The sequence below is a fragment of the Citrobacter sp. wls718 genome, from assembly GCF_005280945.1.
In the GTDB taxonomy this organism is placed as follows: domain Bacteria; phylum Pseudomonadota; class Gammaproteobacteria; order Enterobacterales; family Enterobacteriaceae; genus Citrobacter; species Citrobacter gillenii.
Window position 1 is genome coordinate 7,532 of record NZ_SZWV01000046.1, and the last position, 2,969, is coordinate 10,500.

The 2,969-nt window shown below is 50.4% G+C and carries 3 protein-coding genes; 1 reads left to right on the forward strand and 2 read right to left on the reverse strand.

What is annotated here, in order from left to right; translation table 11 throughout:
• Positions 1-7: 7 nt before the first annotated feature.
• Both tyrA and aroF read right to left on the reverse strand, forming a co-directional pair.
• The gene (gene tyrA / locus FDW95_RS08965; RefSeq protein WP_115257741.1) at positions 8-1,129 is read right to left on the reverse strand and encodes a bifunctional chorismate mutase/prephenate dehydrogenase; all 1,122 of its coding nucleotides are present in this window, start codon (positions 1,127-1,129) and stop codon (positions 8-10) included.
• Positions 1,130-1,139: 10 nt separating this feature from the next.
• Complete coding sequence (aroF, locus tag FDW95_RS08970; RefSeq protein WP_096756102.1) at positions 1,140-2,210, reverse strand: 3-deoxy-7-phosphoheptulonate synthase AroF; 1,071 nt, start codon at positions 2,208-2,210, stop codon at positions 1,140-1,142.
• A gap of 215 nt (positions 2,211-2,425) precedes the next feature.
• Here aroF and FDW95_RS08975 point away from each other — a divergent pair, with 215 nt between their 5' ends.
• Complete coding sequence (locus tag FDW95_RS08975; protein ID WP_115257740.1) at positions 2,426-2,800, forward strand: DUF2799 domain-containing protein; 375 nt, start codon at positions 2,426-2,428, stop codon at positions 2,798-2,800.
• The last annotated feature ends 169 nt before the right edge of the window (positions 2,801-2,969 follow it).

Here is a 2,969-nt window from a genome sequence, read left to right on the forward strand (position 1 = left end):
ATCGACGCTACTGGCGGCTATCGTTGGCCTGACGCAGTAGCGTACGGCTTTCGCTCTGGAAGCGTTTGGCATAATCGCCAAACCAGTGCTCAACCTTACGGAAGCTGTCGATAAACGCCTGCTTATCGCCCTGCTCCAGTAAACCAATCGCTTCACCAAAACGCTGATAATACCGTTTGATCAACGCGAGATTACTTTCTGACGACATAATAATGTCGGCATACAGCTGCGGATCCTGGGCAAACAGGCGTCCGACCATGGCCAGCTCAAGACGGTAAATCGGCGAAGAGAGCGCCAGTAACTGTTCAAGTTGGACATTCTCTTCTGCTAAGTGCAACCCGTAAGCAAAAGTCGCGAAGTGACGTAATGCCTGGATAAACGCCATGTTCTGATCGTGCTCGACGGCACTGATCCGATGCAGCCGCGCCCCCCAGACCTGAATCTGTTCCAGGAACCATTGATAGGCTTCCGGCTGGCGTCCATCGCACCAGACAACCACCTGCTTTGCCAGACTGCCGCTATCCGGACCAAACATCGGATGCAATCCAACTACCGGGCCATCGTGCGCCGCCAGCATCGCCTGTAATGGGCCGTTTTTCACCGAGGCCAGATCGACCAGGATACAGTCAGCAGGCAAGCGCGGTAATTTCGCGATCACCTGCTCGGTAACGTGAATCGGCACGCTAACGATCACCATTCCGGCATCCGCCACGATCTCCTCGGCACGATCCCAGTCCTGCTGTTCAAGAATACGCACCTGATAACCTGACAGCGTAAGCATCTTCTCGAATAGCCGTCCCATCTGACCGCCACCGCCGACAATCACCACCGGGCGTAACGTTGGACAGAGCGTTTTAAATCCTTTGTCATTCTCGCTAGAGTACGACTCACGCATTACCCGACGTAATACATCTTCAATCAGATCAGGCGGTACGCCCAGCGCTTCCGCCTCTGCACGGCGAGAAGCCAGCATAGACGCCTCCCGCTCAGGCACGTAAATCGGTAACCCAAAGCGGCTTTTTACTTCACCAACCTCGGCAACCAGTTCAAGACGGCGCGCCAGCAAATCCAGCAACGCCTTATCCACTTCATCAATTTGATCGCGTAATGCGGTCAATTCAGCCACCATAACCCACCTCTTAAGCCAGGCGCGTCGCCAGCTGGCCGTTCAAATCTTTATTAATTTCACGCAACAACGCATCCGTCATTTCCCAGCTAATGCAGGCATCTGTTACGGACACGCCGTATTTCATTGCACTGCGCGGCTGCTCAGAAGACTGGTTGCCTTCGTGAATATTGCTTTCAATCATCAGGCCGATGATTGAACGGTTGCCATCTTTAATTTGTGCAACCACTGACTCTGCCACGGCAGGCTGGCGACGATAATCTTTGTTGGAGTTACCATGACTGCAATCTACCATCAGTGACGGTCGCAGTCCCGCCTGCTCCATTTCTTTTTCGCACTGAGCAACATCTGCCGGACTGTAATTCGGTGCTTTACCGCCGCGCAGGATCACATGACCGTCCGGATTACCCTGCGTTTGCAGCAGTGCCACCTGTCCTGCCTGGTTAATACCCACAAAGCGGTGAGACTGAGCTGCTGCGCGCATAGCGTTAATCGCTGTCGCCAGACTGCCGTCAGTGCCATTTTTAAAACCAACCGGCATCGACAGACCCGACGCCATTTCACGGTGAGTCTGCGATTCAGTCGTACGCGCACCGATAGCGGACCAGCTAAACAGATCGCCCAGGTACTGCGGGCTGTTGGGATCCAATGCTTCTGTCGCCAGCGGCAGTCCCATATTCACCAGTTCAAGCAACAGCTGACGCGCAATTTTCAGACCGGCTTCAACATCAAAAGAGCCGTCCATATGAGGATCGTTAATTAACCCTTTCCAGCCGACGGTGGTACGGGGTTTTTCAAAATAGACACGCATCACCAGATAGAGGCTATCGCTGACCTCTGCGGCAAGGGTTTTAAATCGACGGGCATATTCCAGCGCCATTTCAGGATCATGAATAGAGCAAGGACCACACACTACTAGCAAACGCGGATCGCGACCGGCGATGATGTCAGAAATGGTTTTGCGCGACTGCGCAATTTGCGCCTCTTGCGCCAGACTCAACGGGAATTGCATTTTAAGTTGTTCCGGAGTCATCAGAACCTGTTCATCAGTAATGTGTACGTTGTTCAGCGCGTCTTTTTGCATGGTGGTGATCCTGTTTAGCTCGTTTGCGATAGTTGTTCCTCAGCGAGGAGGTAATTACGATAACACAACGGGTAAAGATTTCAATCCACGTTACGTAAATTTTTATTTACAGCCAGTATAAACAGGCCTAACAGGCGCGGAATGTCGTAAATTTAAATTTACACACGCCATTTAAGAGATCCGCTATGCTTTAAAAAAACCAGGGAGTATCAGCAATGAAGCGACTTATCAACACGGTACTGGTGTTACTGCTAAGCGGATGTCAGATAGATCCCTATACCCATGCCCCCACCTGGACCGGCACCGACTGGTACGATGCCGGGATCCAGGATGCTATTTCAGGGTATGTCATTAAAGATAATGAAACTCTTGCCGACAACTACAATGACCCCGAAATCGATCGTGAGGAATATCTTAAGGGTTACGCTGAAGGACAACGTAAAACCTGTCAGCAGGATTTTGTTTACGCCAGGGGACTGGCCGGGAAAACCTTCCCTCCAAGCTGTGATACCGTTGAAAATGTCGACCAATTACACAGTGCCTGGCAAAAAGGTTCAAATGAAGGCGCAGCCTCTATAAGATTAAATTAAACAAGAAGTTATATCCGATAAATCAATAAGATTTAACTTAAATCGATAATGTTATTCATCCAGATATAATGACGCTCTGATAAAATAATGTTACTTTGTTGCGAACAATCGTGAGTGTATTTCGACGTATTACGGCTAACGCTGGTAGGGTAATGACTCCAACTTATTG

What these genes read in the sequence shown, in the direction of transcription:
- tyrA (WP_115257741.1), bottom strand. Translation starts at nt 1,129, where the DNA reads ATGGTGGCTGAATTGACCGCATTACGCGATCAAATTGATGAAGTGGAT.
- aroF (WP_096756102.1), bottom strand. Translation starts at nt 2,210, where the DNA reads ATGCAAAAAGACGCGCTGAACAACGTACACATTACTGATGAACAGGTT.
- FDW95_RS08975 (WP_115257740.1), top strand. Translation starts at nt 2,426, where the DNA reads ATGAAGCGACTTATCAACACGGTACTGGTGTTACTGCTAAGCGGATGT.